General features: G+C 38.7%; 10 protein-coding genes, 21 tRNA genes and 2 rRNA genes. 2 read left to right on the top strand and 31 right to left on the bottom strand.

The genetic code is table 11. The annotated features are described in order from the left end of the window. Nucleotides 1-2 precede the first annotated feature (2 nt). The 3 genes from menH to FHY45_RS18815 are packed head-to-tail and all read right to left on the bottom strand — an operon-like array spanning nucleotide 3 to nucleotide 3980. On the bottom strand, nucleotides 3-827 hold the full coding sequence (gene menH / locus FHY45_RS18825) for a 2-succinyl-6-hydroxy-2,4-cyclohexadiene-1-carboxylate synthase (RefSeq protein ID WP_257469185.1): 825 nt from the start codon (nucleotides 825-827) through the stop codon (nucleotides 3-5). After that, nucleotides 817-2574 (bottom strand): 2-succinyl-5-enolpyruvyl-6-hydroxy-3-cyclohexene-1-carboxylic-acid synthase, encoded by a 1758-nt coding sequence (gene menD / locus FHY45_RS18820; RefSeq protein WP_066109215.1) that lies wholly within the window; start codon nucleotides 2572-2574, stop codon nucleotides 817-819. Before menD ends, menH begins: the two co-directional genes overlap by 11 nt. Then, nucleotides 2571-3980 carry an isochorismate synthase gene (locus FHY45_RS18815; RefSeq protein ID WP_066109218.1) on the bottom strand — a complete coding sequence of 470 codons (1410 nt, stop codon included), beginning with the start codon at nucleotides 3978-3980 and terminating at the stop codon, nucleotides 2571-2573. The genes menD and FHY45_RS18815 overlap by 4 nt, the downstream gene beginning before the upstream one ends. A 474-nt stretch (nucleotides 3981-4454) precedes the next feature. On the opposite strand from FHY45_RS18815, the gene FHY45_RS18810 reads away from it, so the two are divergent. Together FHY45_RS18810 and FHY45_RS18805 are read left to right on the top strand one after the other, a co-directional pair. Then, entirely contained in the window at nucleotides 4455-5390 is a 936-nt protein-coding gene (locus tag FHY45_RS18810; protein WP_066109220.1) for a 1,4-dihydroxy-2-naphthoate polyprenyltransferase, read from the top strand. A gap of 136 nt (nucleotides 5391-5526) precedes the next feature. Beyond that, nucleotides 5527-6276, top strand: a complete 750-nt coding sequence (locus FHY45_RS18805; protein WP_066109223.1) for a TraR/DksA C4-type zinc finger protein — start codon at nucleotides 5527-5529, stop codon at nucleotides 6274-6276. Between the two features lie 228 nt (nucleotides 6277-6504). On the opposite strand, the gene FHY45_RS18800 is transcribed toward FHY45_RS18805, so the two are convergent. The 28 genes from FHY45_RS18800 to FHY45_RS18665 all read right to left on the bottom strand — a co-directional run. Continuing rightward, nucleotides 6505-8916, bottom strand: a complete 2412-nt coding sequence (locus tag FHY45_RS18800) for a glycogen/starch/alpha-glucan phosphorylase (protein ID WP_066109224.1) — start codon at nucleotides 8914-8916, stop codon at nucleotides 6505-6507. Between the two features lie 5 nt (nucleotides 8917-8921). Then, nucleotides 8922-10349 (bottom strand): glycogen synthase GlgA, encoded by a 1428-nt coding sequence (glgA, locus tag FHY45_RS18795; protein WP_066109225.1) that lies wholly within the window; start codon nucleotides 10347-10349, stop codon nucleotides 8922-8924. Further along, complete coding sequence (locus FHY45_RS18790) at nucleotides 10346-11374, bottom strand: GlgC family sugar phosphate nucleotidyltransferase (protein ID WP_066109229.1); 1029 nt, start codon at nucleotides 11372-11374, stop codon at nucleotides 10346-10348. Before FHY45_RS18790 ends, glgA begins: the two co-directional genes overlap by 4 nt. 22 nt (nucleotides 11375-11396) lie before the next feature. After that, nucleotides 11397-12551, bottom strand: a complete 1155-nt coding sequence (locus FHY45_RS18785) for a glucose-1-phosphate adenylyltransferase (protein WP_066109232.1) — start codon at nucleotides 12549-12551, stop codon at nucleotides 11397-11399. Next, nucleotides 12493-14472 (bottom strand): 1,4-alpha-glucan branching protein GlgB, encoded by a 1980-nt coding sequence (gene glgB / locus FHY45_RS18780; protein ID WP_066109235.1) that lies wholly within the window; start codon nucleotides 14470-14472, stop codon nucleotides 12493-12495. Before glgB ends, FHY45_RS18785 begins: the two co-directional genes overlap by 59 nt. Before the next feature lie 1156 nt (nucleotides 14473-15628). Beyond that, nucleotides 15629-15700: transfer RNA gene (locus FHY45_RS18775), tRNA-Glu, on the bottom strand. A 3-nt stretch (nucleotides 15701-15703) separates the two neighbouring features. After that, a tRNA-Ser gene (locus FHY45_RS18770) sits at nucleotides 15704-15794 on the bottom strand. A gap of 5 nt (nucleotides 15795-15799) precedes the next feature. Then, a tRNA-Asn gene (locus FHY45_RS18765) sits at nucleotides 15800-15874 on the bottom strand. An 11-nt stretch (nucleotides 15875-15885) separates the two neighbouring features. After that, a tRNA-Ile gene (locus FHY45_RS18760) sits at nucleotides 15886-15959 on the bottom strand. Nucleotides 15960-15970: 11 nt separating this feature from the next. Continuing rightward, nucleotides 15971-16044, bottom strand: a tRNA-Gly gene (locus FHY45_RS18755). 6 nt (nucleotides 16045-16050) lie between these two features. Continuing rightward, nucleotides 16051-16126 (bottom strand) — tRNA-His (locus tag FHY45_RS18750). 23 nt (nucleotides 16127-16149) lie between these two features. Continuing rightward, nucleotides 16150-16225, bottom strand: a tRNA-Phe gene (locus FHY45_RS18745). A gap of 65 nt (nucleotides 16226-16290) precedes the next feature. Further along, nucleotides 16291-16367: transfer RNA gene (locus FHY45_RS18740), tRNA-Asp, on the bottom strand. A 5-nt stretch (nucleotides 16368-16372) separates the two neighbouring features. Beyond that, a tRNA-Met gene (locus FHY45_RS18735) sits at nucleotides 16373-16446 on the bottom strand. A 47-nt stretch (nucleotides 16447-16493) separates the two neighbouring features. After that, nucleotides 16494-16586 (bottom strand) — tRNA-Ser (locus FHY45_RS18730). Nucleotides 16587-16594: 8 nt separating this feature from the next. Then, nucleotides 16595-16671: transfer RNA gene (locus FHY45_RS18725), tRNA-Ile, on the bottom strand. A 4-nt stretch (nucleotides 16672-16675) separates the two neighbouring features. Then, nucleotides 16676-16752, bottom strand: a tRNA-Met gene (locus FHY45_RS18720). A 28-nt stretch (nucleotides 16753-16780) separates the two neighbouring features. Further along, a tRNA-Ala gene (locus FHY45_RS18715) sits at nucleotides 16781-16856 on the bottom strand. 12 nt (nucleotides 16857-16868) lie between these two features. Continuing rightward, nucleotides 16869-16945: transfer RNA gene (locus FHY45_RS18710), tRNA-Pro, on the bottom strand. Between the two features lie 8 nt (nucleotides 16946-16953). Beyond that, a tRNA-Arg gene (locus FHY45_RS18705) sits at nucleotides 16954-17030 on the bottom strand. A 21-nt stretch (nucleotides 17031-17051) separates the two neighbouring features. Beyond that, nucleotides 17052-17137: transfer RNA gene (locus FHY45_RS18700), tRNA-Leu, on the bottom strand. A 14-nt stretch (nucleotides 17138-17151) separates the two neighbouring features. Next, a tRNA-Gly gene (locus FHY45_RS18695) sits at nucleotides 17152-17226 on the bottom strand. A 7-nt stretch (nucleotides 17227-17233) separates the two neighbouring features. Then, nucleotides 17234-17315: transfer RNA gene (locus FHY45_RS18690), tRNA-Leu, on the bottom strand. Nucleotides 17316-17325: 10 nt separating this feature from the next. After that, nucleotides 17326-17401 (bottom strand) — tRNA-Lys (locus tag FHY45_RS18685). Between the two features lie 7 nt (nucleotides 17402-17408). Further along, nucleotides 17409-17484: transfer RNA gene (locus FHY45_RS18680), tRNA-Thr, on the bottom strand. A gap of 97 nt (nucleotides 17485-17581) precedes the next feature. Further along, nucleotides 17582-17657: transfer RNA gene (locus FHY45_RS18675), tRNA-Val, on the bottom strand. Between the two features lie 8 nt (nucleotides 17658-17665). Continuing rightward, a 5S ribosomal RNA gene (gene rrf / locus FHY45_RS18670) occupies nucleotides 17666-17782 on the bottom strand. Nucleotides 17783-17914: 132 nt separating this feature from the next. Beyond that, nucleotides 17915-18009, bottom strand: a 23S ribosomal RNA gene (locus FHY45_RS18665); the annotation flags it as partial.

The following is an 18009-nucleotide window of genomic DNA, read 5'->3' as shown; positions in this document are numbered from 1 at the left end:
TTCTAATTCCTCCCTCTAATAAACTCACTTACTATTCTACCAAATATTTTGGGTTCTTCCACGTGTATTGCATGGCCAGTGTCATTTATTGTTTCAAATTGGCATCTATTAAGGCAATTCTGCATTTTTAGGGCCAATTGAACGAACTTTTTATCCAATGCTCCCGCGAGCAATAAAACGGGAAAATCCAACTCCTTTAATTCACTCCAAAATGAGGGCTGTGAGCCTGTACCCATTCCCATTAAACTATTTTGCAAGCCAATACTGGTATGGGATACTCTCTCCTGCCTAATTTCTGCTTTCTTGCCATTCGACAGTCTTTCTTGTGAAGCAAATAACGGAATCTTCTCCCAATCATCTACAAAACTATCTATCCCATATTCTCTGATACGTTCTGCCAATTGTGCATCACTATGTGCCCTCGACAGTCGTTCGCCTTCATGTTCCAGGCCTGGTGATGAGCTTTCTAAAATGAGAGTCCGAACAAATTCAGGATATAAAACAGCAAACCCCAATGCCAGTCTCCCTCCCATCGAATAACCAAGAATATGTGCACTTTGGATATTTAAAGCGATTAAAATGTCCTTAATATCTTTAGCAGCCTTTTGCATTTCATATCTATCAGGATCAATAGGCGCTTCTGTCAGACCATGCCCTAATAGATCCAGACTGATAAACTGAAAACAATGTTTGTAATCCTGAATAAATGTATTCCACGTATTCATGGAACCCGTAAATCCATGCAAAAGAAGTACAGGCTGTCCTACTCCTTGCAATTGCACGTGATACTTTACTCCATTAATGGATAACATGAGTTTATTCGCCATCATTCATCATTCTTATTTCCCGGGAAACATGCTGAACGACTTCCCTGTATCTTTTCACATCATAGGAACGACTTGTACAAACTTCAACAATACAGAAATCCGGATTGGCTACCCAGTCCTGAATGGAATCAGTCACTTCTTCCCAAGTTTCCGGATTTTTATAGTTTGCTCCATACAAAGCAGCTGTATGATTAAAGTGTAAGCCATGAGGCGTACCAAAAAGCTCTTCAAAATGTTTTTCTTCAGCAGACTGAGGCAGGTAAGAAAAGATTCCACCGCCATCATTATTCACAACCAAAACCAGAAGCTTTAATTGATACATTTTAGCTGCCAGGAAACCATTCATATCATGAAATAAGCTGAGGTCTCCAAGTGCCAGTACAGTTGGTATTTCAGAGGAAGCGCTGATTCCTGCAGCAGTTGAGATAAGGCCATCTATCCCGTTAGCTCCCCTGTTTGCCAATATCCTAATCTGCTTAGTTGTTTGAAAGAAAAATGAATCTACGTTTCGAATAGGCATGCTATTGCCAACTACTAAGTTAGCTTTTTCCGGAAGTAAACTTTCCAATAGAGAAAATAATTTACCTTCCTGCATCCCTGTTTCATCCTGTATAGTCAGCAGCCCTTCTTTCGCCACTTCATTCATTCCTTGCCAAAGAGAAAGCCAATCTCTTCTTTCTGTATTTGCATGTACAGTAAGATTTTCTCTAACCGAGTGACAGAAAGCGGCCTCATCACAATAAACCATATGGGTACTTACTCCCGCTGGCTCTCTCCAGCCGCTGCCCCCATCTACTACAATATGATTTGTCTGTTTACACTTTTTCACAAATTGCAATACTGGTTTAGAAACTGGCATTGCACCAAACCGAATAATTAAATCTGGTGTAATTTTCCCGTGTATTGCTTCTTCCTTCAGAAAAGTATCATAGGTTTCAATTACGTGCTGATTTCCACCTGCCCTTAATTGCGATAAAGGATCAGCAAGAATCGGATATCCCGTTGCTTCAGCGAAATTCAAAACAGCTTCCTTAAAATCAGGTTGGTCAATAGGACCGCAAATAATAATCCCTTTTTCGCTTTCCTTAATTAAACGAAGATATGTATTCAACTGAGAATCAGCCAGCTTACGGTGTCCATGTGCAATATCGATACACGCATTTGAATGGTCCGTTCTACGAATCCACTTTTCCATTTCGCTTAAGATTGGAATGAGTGGCTCTCGTAAAGGGAAATTAACATGAACAGGTCCGGCAGGCTCCAGAATTGTATTACTGATGGCTCTGCTTGCTACAGTGCGTGCATACTGGAGCATCATTTCTCCGGAATCAGGCAGAGACATTTCTACAAACCATTTCACATGCTTCCCATAAAGGTTTATTTGGTCGATGGCCTGTGGTGCTCCAACATCTCGTAATTCATGCGGACGGTCAGCAGTAAGAACAATTAATGGCACTCTTGAATAATAGGCCTCTACGATAGCAGGAAAGTAGTTTGCAGCCGCTGTACCTGATGTACATAACAAAGCGACAGGCTTTCTCTTTTCCTTAGCCATCCCAAGCGCAAAAAAGGCGGCCGATCTTTCATCGATATTAATATGAACATTCATATCCGGATGTTCAGCCATACAATAGGCGATTGGTGTAGATCTGGATCCCGGACTAATGACAACATCATTCACTTCCGCTCGGGCTAGTTCATCTACAAAGGATGCTATAAAAGCAGTTAGCTCTTCTTGGTGATTCATATATTCCTTCCCTCCAAAGCAGAAAGCATGGGTTTAAATTTCACTTTTGTCTCCATATATTCACTTTCGGGATTTGATTTTTCTACAATCCCACAGCCCGCATATAGAGATGCTTTATCCTTCTTTAATAAACCTGAGCGGATTCCTACAGAAAAGTCACCATTTCCGTATATATCCATCCACCCTATTGGAGCAGCATAAAATCCTCTATCCATACCTTCATATTTTTCTATTTTCTCCATAGCAATATTTCTTGGCGAACCTCCCAAAGCAGGTGTTGGATGAAGCAATTCCACAAAGTCCAAAACAGAAGTGCCGGGCAGACTCACACAATTTACCGGTGTATAAAGATGCTGTATATTTTTTAGCTTCATTAATACGGGAGCATCAGGAATATTAATCTCGATGCAATGCTCTTCCATCGCCTCTTTAATCATATTGACCACAAACTGATGCTCGGATCGATTTTTATCATCATTTAATAATTCATTTCCTAGGGCTGAATCAATTTCTTCATCTTCATTTCTTGGCGTTGACCCTGCCAAACATGCAGAAAATACAGCCGGCCCCTCTTTTTTAATCAGCCTTTCCGGAGAAGCACCTATAAAACAATCATCCCCTGATTCAAGCCCAAAAATAAAGCTTCCGTTTTGCTGAATCATTAAATTCTCAAGTACTTTATAAGATGGAACTTCATCTTCAAATTGCAAACTTAATTCACGGGCCAGGACGATTTTCTCCATCTGTCCGTTTCGGATATCCTCGACAGATTTTAGTATAGCCTGTTTCCACTCTTCCACAATATGTTCTTGCCGTTCTATGATAGCTGGCATTTCTTTTTGGCCAGAATCAGACATAGACAAAAAAGCATCTCTATCTTCGATAAATTGGCGTACCTCTTTATCTGACATATGAGGAGTCAAATATATAGAGGAAGTTAAGTATGAACCATGATTTGTTTCTGTAATTAAAAACTTAGGTATATAAAATAAATAACTGCCAAATTGGCTCCAATTGGAACCCGGCTCTGTATTTTTAGAGTTAAAGGAAAAACCGCCAAAGCATAAAGGTCCTGTGCCTTTTCCAGAGTTAACCCCATTCACAATGGCTGACTCCATTAGGGCAGTCCATTTATCCTTAATATCTTTAAAACGTTTTTCTCCATTAGTAAGAGATTGTAGCTTACGTGCTGTTCCAATCCCGGCTAAATACAATTCATTATCCGGATCTTTCCAGTAAAATCGCTCACCTTTATATAAACACTCACTTGATTGATAGATATCGATCGGTTTCTTATTGGTAACGGCCTCAACATGACTGAATAAGATTGGCATAGCAATCCTTTTTACTGTATGTAAGGCTTCAGTCAATTCCTGTTGAATATCTGTCATTTGCTTTATTGCCATTCAAATCCCTCCGTTGCTCCTATTTCCAATAAACCTATTTAAAGATACACCTGTAGAAATTAAGCTGTCAATTTTTGTAGTTTCTTAATTTTCATTTTAAAGCTTATATTCTCATCATCATTTGATAGCGATTCCATTCCGCTTGCTCCCTGTATGGTATCTTCTATCCACAAGAATGCAGTTTATTCCAATAAACAAACCATCATACTTATTTTCCCTATTAATACGGATCCTTACTATTATAATATCTTTTTCTTAAAGCCTGAACCATTATGACTTTCTAACAGGTCTACTATAGAGGATAAATGTATTGACACTTACTATAACATTTACCTACACTGATTTAGTATAGTAATAATAGTGGGAATGATATGAGTTGTAGAACTCTTAAAATATTATATTTTATACTAATAGTTTAACATATTGATTTACCACTATTCGCTAGTAACTTATAACGTAAAGGGGATTAACAAAATGCAAGATCACTCGCATACTCCTGCGAAGACAGGATTACCCAGAAAAAGTTGGCGGGTTTGGTGGAAATTAACCAGGCCACACACATTAACAGCTGGTTTTACACCTGTGTTGGTTGGAACAGCGCTGGCTCATGAACATATACCTTCGCTGAATATCGGGTTATTTGTGGCTATGATGGCTGCCGCACTGCTTATCCAAATTGCCACGAACCTATTTAATGAATATTATGATTTCAAAAAGGGACTCGATAATGAGGAATCCATTGGGATTGGTGGCGGAATCGTACATGAGGGTTTATCACCAAAGTCGATTCTTACATTAGCACTCGTTCTGTATGGTATATCAGCACTGATAGGTGTTTATATATGCGCAAATAGCAGCTGGTGGTTGGTACTCATCGGATTATTATCAATGTCAATGGGATACTTATATACTGGTGGACCGCTCCCAATAGCCTATACCCCATTTGGCGAGATTACATCCGGTTTCTTTATGGGCTGCCTAATTATCTTGATTTCTTATTTTATTCAAACTGGAAATGTGACATTAGATGCATGGCTCGTAACTGTCCCATTCTTTTTGACTGTGGGTGCTATTTTGTTATCAAATAATATTCGCGACAGAGTCGGGGATAAAAAGGGCGGCCGAAAAACATTGGCAATCCTCATTGGCAAGAAAAATGCCATTATCGTACTGGCAGCCATGTTTGCTCTCTCCTATGTATGGGCATTCGTACTAGTGTTCTCAGGTATTACTTCTCCTTGGACATTACTTGTGCTATTGAGCATTCCAAAAGCGGTACAAGCCGTGAAAGGATTTGTTGGCAATGATACTCCACCGGAAATGATGCCTGCCATGAAAGCAACAGGCCAAACGAACACTTTCTATGGTCTTTTATTTGCATTTGGTATGTATATTGGATTCTTCTTCTAAATCTTTTAATAAGCCTCTTAGTAGAGGCTTATTTTTTTCTGCTCTAATCTTGCTATTTCTCTTAAATGTTTTTCTACTGTGTGATGGGGTAAATGTAACAATACAAGTTACTTATTACAGTTAAGGAAGTGGTAGCATGCTAAGTAAAAATCAACTTCAAGCTATAACAGATAGATTAAAAGAACAAAAAGAAGAATTTCAAAGCAAATTAAATACAAAAAGAAACAGCCGACTCGACCTAAGTGAGCGTGAAGCATCCGGAGAACTATCATCCTATGATAATCATCCTGGCGATCTCGGTACAGAATTATTTGAGCGTGAAAAAGATGTGGCTCTGGAAATACATGAAGAAGAGCAATTGAATGAAATTGAAACAGCGTTGTCTGCAATAGAAGAAGGCACATACGGTGTATGTAAAGAGTGCGGAAAGGATATTCCATACGAAAGACTTGAGGCCATTCCATCCACTCTCTATTGTATCGAGCATTCAAAAAAACAGGAATTAAGCAATCACCGTCCAATTGAGGAAGATGTCATTCAGCCACCAAAGCCAGATTCCCTTCAAAGAACATATGATCATCGAATAGAAGACTACACAGACAGTTATCAAGAAGCCGCCCAATACGGAACCTCGGAAACTCCATCCGATATGGTTAGAGATGCAAAAGGATATGAAGATCTTTATCCAGATCAAACAGAGGATGAAGGTTTTGCAGATGAAGTTGAGTCATTCGTTGGTAATGGTCCAGACGGAGAACGTAAAGTATATCAAAGCGATGCAAAAACCGATTATGAAGAACGCCTGGAAGATGAAAACCTAGAGTCAAATTTAGGAGATATTCCTTACCGAAAAAGAGATAGTTATGTGGACAACAAGAACAAATAAGGCAGCCTATTGGCTGTCCTTTTTTCTTTGCTGCTATATATAACTATAACCTTTCAAGAAGTTCCAGTGAGCTGTTTTTCATTTGATAATTATCTAATTAATAGTTCATAACAGTTACATATGACAAAAAGTAGCTTCTACATATTCAAAACATTACACATGGTAAAAAGGCAACCTATATTCATTTAATCAATGGAATATAGATTGCCTTTATCTATTTTACATAATTTATTTGTTTCTTTGATTTATAGGGTTTACGTTCCAGATGTCTGTTGCATATTCCTGAATTGTTCGGTCACTTGAGAAAAATCCTGAATTAGCAATATTTATTACACTTGATGAGTTCCATTTCTTTTTGTCTTGATAAGATGCCTCTACCTTTTCCTGTGTACTTGCATAGGAACCAAAATCCCTTAATACAAAATATTGATCATTTTCTAATAGCAGAGAATCATATATCATATCAAACATTCCAGATGTATTCGGGAAGAATCCATTAATTAATTGGTTTACAGCCTGATGAATTCTTCGATCAAGCATATAATATTCTGAGGAGTGATAACCTCCATGTGCGTTGTAATTCATAACTTCCTCTGACGATAATCCGAATGTAAAGATATGTTCTTCTCCGACTCTCTCAAAGATTTCTACATTAGCCCCATCCATTGTACCGATGGTCAAAGCACCATTCATCATAAATTTCATATTACCTGTTCCTGATGCTTCTTTACTTGCAGTCGAAATTTGTTCACTTAATTCAGCTGCAGGGAATATTTCTTCAGCCAGAGATACCCGATAATTTTCGAGAAATACGACCTTTATATAATCTTTTGTGTCCGGATCATTATTTACTTTATCCGCCACGGTGTTAATCAATTTAATAATTTTTTTGGCATAGTAGTATCCTGGGGATGCTTTAGCTCCAAATATAAAGGTACGCGGATATGGCTTGAAATTTGGCTCTTCCTTCATTCGATTGTATAAATACATAATGTGAAGAACATTTAGCAATTGGCGTTTATACGCGTGCAAACGTTTGACCTGGACATCAAAAATACTATCTGGATTAACGGTTATACCATTTTGTTCTTTAATCCGCTTAGCCAGCTTTTTCTTATTGTCTGCTTTCACTTTCATTAGCTCTTCTAAAAAGGAAGAATCCGTACTAAACCGCTCCAATTCCTTCATATATACCGGATCAATTTGCCATTTATCGCCGATTGCTTGCGAAATTAAACGGGAAAGTCCTGGATTGGATTTCAATAACCATCTGCGATGAGTAATACCATTGGTTTTATTATTAAACTTTTCAGGAAAAACCTGATAGAAATTGTTCATTTCTCTCTTCTTGAGAATCTCAGTATGCAGATGGGCTACTCCGTTTATACTATGGCTGCCTGCAATAGCCAGATGGGCCATTTTAACCTGATCATGAGCAATGATAGCCATATCCTCTATTCTTTGCCACTCACCCGGATACAGCTCCCATAATTGCTGACAGAACCGCTCGTTAATCTCATTCACAATCATAAAGATCCTTGGCAATAATGGTTGGAATAAACGAATTGACCATTTTTCCAATGCCTCAGAAAGCGTCGTATGATTCGTATAAGATATCGTTTTTGTGGTTACTTCCCATGCTTCTTCCCATGACATTTTTTCTTCATCCAATAAGATCCTCATTAATTCCGGGATGGCCAGAACAGGGTGAGTATCATTTATATGTATTGATACGTATTCATGCAATTTGCTCATAGGAATATTCTTTTTGCGGTATGTCTTTAATATGGTATGCAAACTGGCTGAGACAAGGAAATACTGTTGTTTTAAACGCAGAATTTTCCCGCTGTCTTCTGTATCATCCGGATAAAGAAATTCTGATACCAATTCTGTATCACGCTTGTAACGCATAATATCGCGATGATAAGGAGCCGGGGCAGGCTCAGCATTCCACAATCTGAGTGTATTCACCGTTTCATTCTGATAGCCAACAACCGGTATGTCATAAGGTACAGCCATTATTGGCTCTGTATCAATATGACGGAAACCTAAACGGCCATCAGAATCTGTATAGGATTGTACTTCTCCCCAAAAAGGTACCATTACTGCCTGATCGGCTTTTCGAACCTCCCATACATGTCCATTTTGAAGCCATTGCTCTGGATATTCAACTTGTACGCCATCAATGATTTTTTGCTCAAATAAACCATATTTATAGCGAATACCACATCCATGACCAGGCAATTCCAAAGAAGCAATGGAATCCATGAAACAAGCAGCTAATCGGCCTAACCCACCATTACCGAGCGCAGAATCCGGCTCAAGTGTTTCCAGCTCCGAAAAGCTAATCCCTAAATCCTCAAGCCCGTCTTCCACTACTTTTTGTATGCCAAGATTTAAGACATTACTCCCCATAATTCTACCAAGTAAAAATTCAATTGATAAATAGTAGACCTGCTTTGTCTTCGTTTCTCTATATAATTGATTGGTTTTAATCCAATTCTTACTTATATATTCACGAATCATAATTCCTAAAGTATGATATTGCTCCTGCGGAGTCGATTCTGAAAATGTTTTTCCATAAGACATTTCAAGCTTAGATATAAAGGCTTCCTTAAACAGTTCTTTATTATCAAACATCTAAATCAGATCCTCTCAGTCAAGTCTTTATACAAAACCTCATACTCTGCTGCTGAACGTGCCCAGCTATAGTCCTTCTTCATCGAGTTCTTAACAATCTTTTTCCACTCAGAAGGATTATGATAAAAAGATAATGCCCGACGTATTGTATAAAGCATGTCATGAGCATTAAAGTTAGTAAATGAAAAACCATTGCCCTCGCCAGTAAATTCATTATATGGCTGTACAGTATCTCGCAGACCCCCTGTTTCCCTAACAATCGGCAATGTACCATATCTCATTGCTATTAATTGGCTTAATCCGCAAGGTTCAAATTTAGAAGGCATAAGGAACAAATCAGCTCCAGCATATATTTGATGGGCTAAATCTTCATTAAAACCAATATGAACCCTTAATTTATCCTGATACCATTGGGACGTATAACCAAAGAAATGCTCGAATTGCGGATCGCCTGTACCCAGCATGATCATTTGGATATCTTCCTGCAAAATCTCATGGAATACAGCTCTAACCAGATCAAAGCCTTTCTGAGAGGTTAAACGCGATACAACGGCAATCAGCGGCTTGCTATCATCTACCGGTAAATTGAAATACTCCTGGAGATAACGTTTATTCGCTTTTTTGCCTTTCAGAGAATTGACTGAAAACTCGCTGGCAATCGCAGCATCTTTTTTTGGATTATATAAGTCATTGTCAATTCCATTTAAAATCCCATATAAATCTGAGTCTCTTGCCTGAAGCAATCCATTCAGACGCTCACCGTAATAGTCAGTTTTAATCTCCTCTTTATAAGTAGGGCTGACAGTAGTTATTGCATCTGCATAAACCAGTGCTGATTTCATAAAGTTGACGTTCCCGTCAAATTCCAACTGGTTAAAGTAGTCATCATGAATCCCCAGTACATCATCAAGAAAACTTTTTCCATAAATGCCTTGGAATTGCAAATTATGAATTGTAAATATATTTTTGATGTTTGCTAATTTCGTATTCTGGTGCTGAGTTTTCAATAAGAATGGAATCATTCCCGTATGCCAATCATGTGTATGAATAACATCCGGTAAAAATGGAATATGATAAAGTGCTTCAACAGCCGCTTTACAGAAATAAGCAAAACGTTCACCATCGTCAAATTGCTCATAAAGTTTTGGTCTATGGAAATAATATTCATTATCCATAAAGTAATAAATGACACCATCATATTCAGCTTCAAAAATACCGCAATACTGTCTTCTCCAGCTTAACTGAACTTCAAATTCAGCAATTTTTTTCGCTGAATTAAAAAAATGAGTAGGTATCGTCCCATACTTAGGAAGCAACACTCTTACCTCATGACCTAACTTTTTTAATTCTTTAGGAAGAGAGCCGGCTACGTCAGCCAGCCCTCCAGATTTAGCAAAGGGTACACATTCAGATACTACAAATAATACATTCACGAGTTCATCAACGCTCCTTGTTTTACACCTTTTTGAATAACAATTGGTTGGAATGGAGACCCAATCAGAACTGTTCCATCAGCAATTTCTACATCCTTATCGAGGATTACATAATCGAGTTTGCAATTCTTACCGATTTTTGTTTTTTGCATGATAATGGAATTTTTAATGGAAGTACCTTCATCAATATTAACGGCCCTAAAGATGATACTGTGCTCTACTTCACCTTTTATGATAGAGCCGTTGGCAACCATTGATTGGCTTACATGAGACTTCTCACTATACTTGGATGGCGGCTCATCCTTAACTTTTGTATAGATAGGACATTCCTTCATGAATAACTGACTCCAATTTTCTTCTTTAAGAAGATCTATACTTGATTGAAAATAGGCATTAATAGAATTGATATTCGCCAGATAACCTTCATACTGATAAACACAGATAGCGAAGTCGGAATAATGATCTTCCACAACATCCTTTAAACATTTGTACCCAGTTTGTTTCCGCTCGTCAATTAATTTAACAAGCAGTTCTTTTTTAAGGATGAACATTTCAAGTGATTCTTTATCTTTTTTGATTTCCGTAATATCACATTTGTTTTGTATATGATATTTAAGAACAGCATTAAAATCGATATTGCAAACGGTTTGACTGTTAGCAACAATCACATACTCCTGTTTACTTCTTTCAAGATAGGTCATATGATAAGCAAAGTGATCAAACGCATGAACCTCACCAGATACATCTTCTGTATGAGGCACCGGGAGGAAGAATAGTCCATCTCTTTTTCTATTCAAATCCCAGTTCTTACCTGTTCCCAAATGGTCCATTAACGATCTGAAATGTGCTTGTGGATAAACAGCTACATTAGATATTCCCGAATTAACCATGCTTGAAAGAATAAAATCTATTAAACGGAAACGACCAGCTATTGGTAATGCTGCAACATTCCGACTTTTTGTTAAAATATCCAGTGATTCAAAACTATTCGTGGCATCTATAATACCTAATAGTGATTTACTCATATTTTCAACGCCTTTCACTATATCAAGATAATTTTATAACATTTTCTTCTGTTAACAGTTCAGGATTAACCAATATAACATCTTCATCATCAATAGGTCTGATCACCTGGTTATCCGGTATAACAGCACCTGGAGGAATAATAGCCTTTTCAATATAGACATTCTTTCCGATAACTGCATCTGACATGATTACAGAATCTTTAACATGTGCGTCTTTGCCAATCTGTGCTCCATAGAAAACGACTGATTTTTCCACCTTACCTTCAACTATACATCCTTCGTTAATCAGTGATTCTTTAACCTCTGCTTTGTTAGATAGATATTGTGGTGGTCTGTTCGGATTAACTGAATAAATGCGCCATGAATAGTCATAAAGATTTAATTCACACTCTTCATCCAGTAAATCCATATTAGCTTCCCAATAACTTTTCAGTGTACCAACATCTTTCCAATATCCTTCAAATGGATAAGCATATACCTTTTTATCATCATTTAATAATAAAGGTATGATATCCTTACCAAAATCCCTTGTTGAATCTTCATTTTTAGCATCTTTTATCAAATAGTCTTTTAGAACTTTACGATTAAATATATAGATACCCATAGAGGCTAAATTATTTTTCGGATTTTTCGGTTTCTCTTCAAATTCCATTACAGAATAATCTTCTCTGGTGTTCATGATTCCAAATCTGCTTGCTTCATCCCAAGGAACAGGAATAACAGAGATAGTCGCATCTGCTCCTCTTTCCTCATGGAAGCTCAACATTTTATCATAATCCATTTTGTAAATGTGATCTCCTGAGAGAACAATCACATAATCCGGATCATATTGATCGATATAGTTTAAGTTTTGGTAAACCGCACTTGCTGTACCCGTATACCATCTCATTTCCTTTGAAGCAGAATAGGGAGGTAATACAGTTACTCCGCCATCTTTTAAATCGAGATCCCAGGCACTTCCGTTAGAAAGATAGGAATTAAGCAATAACGGCTGGTATTGCGTTAATACCCCTACCGTATCTATTCCAGAGTTCGTACAGTTACTTAATGTAAAATCTATAATTCTATATTTACCGCCAAATGGGACTGCCGGTTTTGCAACATCAGCTGTCAAAGCCTCAAGCCTTGTTCCTTGTCCTCCTGCCAGTAGCATTGCGACTATTTTTTTCTTTGCCATTTTTATTTAACTCCTTCCGTTTTTTAATGGGACGCAGTACAGTAATTCCAAATGGAGGTACCTTAATCTTTACGTGATATGGTCTCCCATGAAAAGAACCTTCTTCTGCGATGATTTTCTTTTTATTAACATGATCGCTTCCACCATATTGGACAGCATCACTATTTATGACCTCTTTGTACTCCTGTTTATCAGGTACTCCAACTTTATATTCTTCATAAGATATATTTTTGAAATTACACAGTACTATCAATGGATTTCCTTCTCGATCACGACGAATAAATGAGAATATGGACTGATCGGTGTTATGAACATCAATCCACTCAAATCCTTCAGGATAATCATCTAACTCATATAACGGCTTTGACCGTTTGTAAAACTTTAGTAAGTCTGCAAAGAAATGATTTAATGTTTGATGAGAATCATAATTTAGTAGATGCCAATCAACCTGTTCTTTATCCTTCCATTCTGAGAACATCCCCAGCTCTCCACCCATAAATAATAATTTTTTCCCCGGGTGGGTTGTCATAAATCCCATGAGTAATTTCAACTGAGAAAATTTTTCTTCGTAGCTTCCTGGCATTTTATCAAGAAGAGATTTTTTACCGTGGACCACTTCATCATGTGACAAAGGTAAAATAAACCGTTCCGTATAAGCATACATTAAGGAGAATGTTACTTTATTATGAAGATCCTTTCGAGAACACGGATCTGATTCCATGTACTCTAAAATATCGTTCATCCAACCCATATTCCACTTATATGTAAATCCTAAACCTCCCTCACTAGCTGGCTTAGTTACGTTAGGCCAATCAGTTGAGTCTTCAGCCATCATAAGAACTGTAGGATCGGATTCTTTTACAACTTGGTTAAGTTTCTGTAAAAAATCTATAGCATGTGGATTAACGTCACCACTATATGTATTGGGCCAATAAATGATATTTGCGACAGCATCCACTCTAAATCCATCTATGTGAAAATACTTCATCCAATATCTTGCGTTGGATATTAAAAAACTATGAACTTCTGGTTTGCCCAAGTCAAAATTTGCTGTTCCCCATACTGGATTCTCTCTGTGTTTGAGATCAGAGTATTCATAAACAGGTGATCCATCAAACATAAATAAACCATGAGCATCTTTACAATAGTGACCAGGTACCCAATCAAGCAATACACCTATGTTATGCTGATGACATTGATCGATAAAATATTTCAAGTCTTCAGGCCTGCCATATCGGCTTGTTGGTGAATAATAACCTGTACTCTGATAGCCCCATGATCCGTCGAACGGATGTTCAGTTAGTGGCATTAGCTCAATATGTGTAAAGCCCTGTTCAACTACATAGGGGATGAGTTCATCAGCCAGGTCACGGTATGTATAAAATTCCTCAATCTTGCATTCATCGCTCGGTATAGACACTTGGCCTTCCTGGATATGTTTTCTCCATGTTCCTGCATGAATTTCATAAATAAACATGGGGTTCTCATCTTGTTGTTTCTTTGTTTTTTTCTTAAGCCAAGACGCATCATTCCATTTATATGAATCATCTATAGGATATACGACAGATGCCGTATGAGGCCTTATTTCTGAATAGAAGGCATACGGATCACTCTTTAGAGCTATGGCTCCAGATGCTGCTTCAATTTCATATTTGTATATATGTCCGTCCAGGTTTTTATCTACCAGAAGCGTCCAAATACCCTGTTCAGAAACTCTTTTTAATTCATAACCGTTACCATTCCAATTATTAAAAGAACCCACCAAGCGTATCTGACGGGCGTTTGGTGCATATACTGTAAACCTTGTATGTATATCATCATTTACCTTTATCAAATGGGAACCGAACAGTTTATATGCATCATAAAGAGAGCCTTCATGAAACAAATGGACCTGATAGTCTGTTGGGATAGCATTAGGCATATTATCACCCTTTCTCGAATTTTCTCAATATACTAATTAAACTACTTATTCTGTAACTAAATCAAATGCAAAAATTGTTAATTTAGCTCTAAAAAGCTTTTTTTCACTACTTTTTGGAATTAGTAAGATAAATTAACAGGTATCAGTATAATATATCCAAAATATAGTATATAGAAACTTAAATACTATTATTTTTATGTTAAATATTTCATTATATTGAGAAAAATATCAATGAAGTGGTCTACCACTCAAAAACGAGTTAATTAATTAAAATGTTTACTTAATAAAGTTGTGTAAGAAAATATTAAATTATTTGTTTATTATAGTATTTATCTATAGTAAACAAAATATTCTCATAATTCAAGACCAAAAAGGGAACTTAGATACTTTGGCATATAATATATCTTTCAACATAGAACTTTAGGAAATACAATCGAGGAAAGGATGATTGTGTTGAGTTAATTCTTCTGAGGGCTTCTTTATAATCGATTGAGGATTTAAGAATTAGTATATTCTCTATAAGAGAACATTATCCGTGAAATTTTTTAAATACAAACCTTTACAATTACTTTCCATTGTCTCACGGATCTACTGATTAAAGCAAGACTTAAATAAATGATACCCTCTCAGAAAACTATAAGAAGATGTCTATGCGAGCTTCAATTGCTTATTTATGTTGATATATGGATCATATGAAGGTTTATCGTGAGGCATATTTAATAGCAGAATTTAATACTTAATTTAGGTGGAGTGGAGGTTCGAACAGTAAAATTAGTATAGGGCAAAATGAGAAGGGCTTATAGCAATATTTCCCCAATTCCCAAATGGGGAAACAATTCAAGAATTGACTCACACATCTATTCAAATTACAGGTAGAAGTAGATTTTCAATTTGGTTGATATAATCCTTACTAAAGAAATCATAAAATTTTACTTGGTATTCCTCTTAAAAGTACTTGATGATCAGTTCGGCTTTATTCTCGTTCTATTTTAGACTTTAACCGTTATTAGAATTTTACCTTTGCCTTCTTATAAGGCGTTTAGGAGACAATGTATTGACGGACTGAGCTCTTTTGGCAGTTATGTTTTAATTATTAAGATTTCATTTATTAAAATAATATATAAAAAAACCATGTACATCATGTACATGGTTTTTATGACCCCTACGGGATTCGAACCCGTGTTACCGCCGTGAAAGGGCGGTGTCTTAACCGCTTGACCAAGGGGCCAAATGGCGGAGAAGGAGGGATTTGAACCCTCGCGCCGGTTACCCGACCTACACCCTTAGCAGGGGCGCCTCTTCAGCCTCTTGAGTACTTCCCCAAATATGGCTCCGCAGGTAGGATTCGAACCTACGACCGCTCGGTTAACAGCCGAGTGCTCTACCACTGAGCTACTACGGAATAATGGTATATGGGCCTAAATGGACTCGAACCATCGACCTCACGCTTATCAGGCGTGCGCTCTAACCAGCTGAGCTATAGGCCCGAAGTAAAATTTGGAGCGGGTGAAGGGAATCGAACCCTCATCATCAGCTTGGAAGGCTGAGGTTTTACCACTAAACTACACCCGCACTCTATGGGGCGGCTGATGGGAATCGAACCCACGAATGTCGGAACCACAATCCGATGCGTTAACCACTTCGCCACAACCGCCGTGCATTGTCTTTTTAAAGTTATGGTGGCTCAGGACGGAATCGAACCGCCGACACAAGGATTTTCAGTCCTTTGCTCTACCGACTGAGCTACTGAGCCGTTTTGTATCTTTGTATTTCTCTGATGCTGCTCAATGTCTTACTGATGAGCTAACATTTTATAAATGGCGGTCCGGACGGGACTCGAACCCGCGACCTCCTGCGTGACAGGCAGGCATTCTAACCAACTGAACTACCGGACCATTTATTGCGGGGACAGGATTTGAACCTGCGACCTTCGGGTTATGAGCCCGACGAGCTACCAGACTGCTCCACCCCGCGACAATAATAATTTGTTTCCATATACTACAAGGTATTTAAGGTATATATGGCGGAGGAAGAGGGATTCGAACCCCCGCGCGGTTTAACCCGCCTCCCGGTTTTCAAGACCGGTCCCTTCAGCCAGACTTGGGTATTCCTCCATATATAGTGGTGGACCTTGTAGGACTCGAACCTACGACCGGACGGTTATGAGCCGTCTGCTCTAACCAGCTGAGCTAAAGGTCCTATTTGGTAGCGGCGGAGGGGATCGAACCCCCGACCTTACGGGTATGAACCGTACGCTCTAGCCAGCTGAGCTACACCGCCAAATATTGAATCCTATTAAAGTTTATAATGGTGGAGCCTAGCGGGATCGAACCGCTGACCTCCTGCGTGCAAAGCAGGCGCTCTCCCAGCTGAGCTAAGGCCCCATAAGTTTTAGATGGTCGGGAAGACAGGATTCGAACCTGCGACCCCTTGGTCCCAAACCAAGTGCTCTACCAAGCTGAGCTACTTCCCGCAAAAAGATGGCGCGCCCGAGAGGAGTCGAACCCCTAACCTTTTGATCCGTAGTCAAACGCTCTATCCAATTGAGCTACGGGCGCATTTTTTTTGCAAAAAACTAGTGCCGAGGGCCGGTCTCGAACCGGCACGGTAGTCACCTACCGCAGGATTTTAAGTCCTGTGCGTCTGCCAATTCCGCCACCCCGGCATATAACTTGGCATTGGAGCGGAAGACGGGATTCGAACCCGCGACCCCCACCTTGGCAAGGTGGTGTTCTACCACTGAACTACTTCCGCATATAAGTGCGGGTGAAGGGACTTGAACCCCCACGCCGTAAGGCGCCAGATCCTAAGTCTGGTGCGTCTGCCAATTCCGCCACACCCGCATTTTGTAAATGGTGAGCCATGAAGGACTCGAACCTTCGACCCTCTGATTAAAAGTCAGATGCTCTACCGACTGAGCTAATGGCTCGTACTGATGGTGCCGGCAAGAGGACTTGAACCCCCAACCTACTGATTACAAGTCAGTTGCTCTACCAATTGAGCTACACCGGCTTAATAGATTTAAATGCTTTTCTAAGACACTTAATTATTATAACTTATGTTTTTTATAATTTCACCAAGTATTTTTTGGTAATTTTTAATTTTATAATGGTGGAGGATGACGGGATCGAACCGCCGACCCTCTGCTTGTAAGGCAGATGCTCTCCCAGCTGAGCTAATCCTCCATTTTATTGCCTGGCGACGTCCTACTCTCACAGGGACTCGCGTCCCAACTACCATCGGCGCTGAAGAGCTTAACTTCCGTGTTCGGAATGGGAACGGGTGTGGCCTCTTCGCCATCGTCACCAGACGATTTTGTCAGCGACATTTATTATTATATCGTATTTCTGACATTTTTCAAGAGAAATTTTAAAGAAATTTTATCTTTTTTTCGTTCTCTCAAAACTGGATAATGTACGTTTGGCAAGTATGCTTGATTCATTTGGTTAAGTCCTCGAACGATTAGTATCCGTCAGCTCCATGTGTCACCACACTTCCACCTCGGACCTATCAACCTGATCATCTTTCAGGGTTCTT

The sequence above is a fragment of the Bacillus sp. D386 genome (assembly GCF_006346415.1).
This window is presented reverse-complemented; position numbering and strand designations above follow the sequence as displayed.